We start from the raw sequence: 512 nt of genomic DNA on the forward strand, positions 1-512 counted from the left end.
CTTGTTAAAGACATACTAATATTAAAACAAGCTGTTTTAATATTAGTAATGAAAAAACAGCAGAATGTCATATCTTTTATAAAAGGATAAAAATTTTTCATATGAAATTCGGTAGTCTAGTGGTTCGGAGATGGGAAGGTGAAAGCAGTGGAGTCTTACGCAGTATATGTTCGTGTGTCAACTGACCGAGATGAACAAGTTTCATCTGTCGAAAACCAAATAGATATCTGCCGGAACTGGTTAGAACGAAATGGATTCAATTGGGATGAGAAACGTGTTTTTAAAGATGAAGGGGTAAGTGGAACTTTATTTGTAGACAGACCATCTATTCAATTACTGTTAAAAAAGGCAAAAGCAAAAGAAATTAATATAATCGTGCACAGCAGCGGATGCTGGTTCATCCGCGAGTACTCGTTGACCTGGGCAACCTTGGTCTCGGCTACTTCGCGGGTGAAGACACCGCAGACGCCGCGGCCGCGGGTATGAACGTGCAGCATCACCTGGGTGGCCTT

1 protein-coding gene is annotated in these 512 nt (G+C 41.2%); it reads right to left on the reverse strand.

The window, feature by feature from the left end; translation table 11 throughout:
- Positions 1 to 329: 329 nt before the first annotated feature.
- Positions 330 to 512: ATP-dependent Clp protease adaptor ClpS (locus RCF13_RS14700; protein ID WP_308141289.1), on the reverse strand; the 183-nt coding region annotated here is incomplete at its 5' end.

The sequence above is a fragment of the Stenotrophomonas maltophilia group sp. RNC7 genome (assembly GCF_030910085.1).
Taxonomy (GTDB): Bacteria; Pseudomonadota; Gammaproteobacteria; order Xanthomonadales; family Xanthomonadaceae; genus Stenotrophomonas; species Stenotrophomonas sepilia.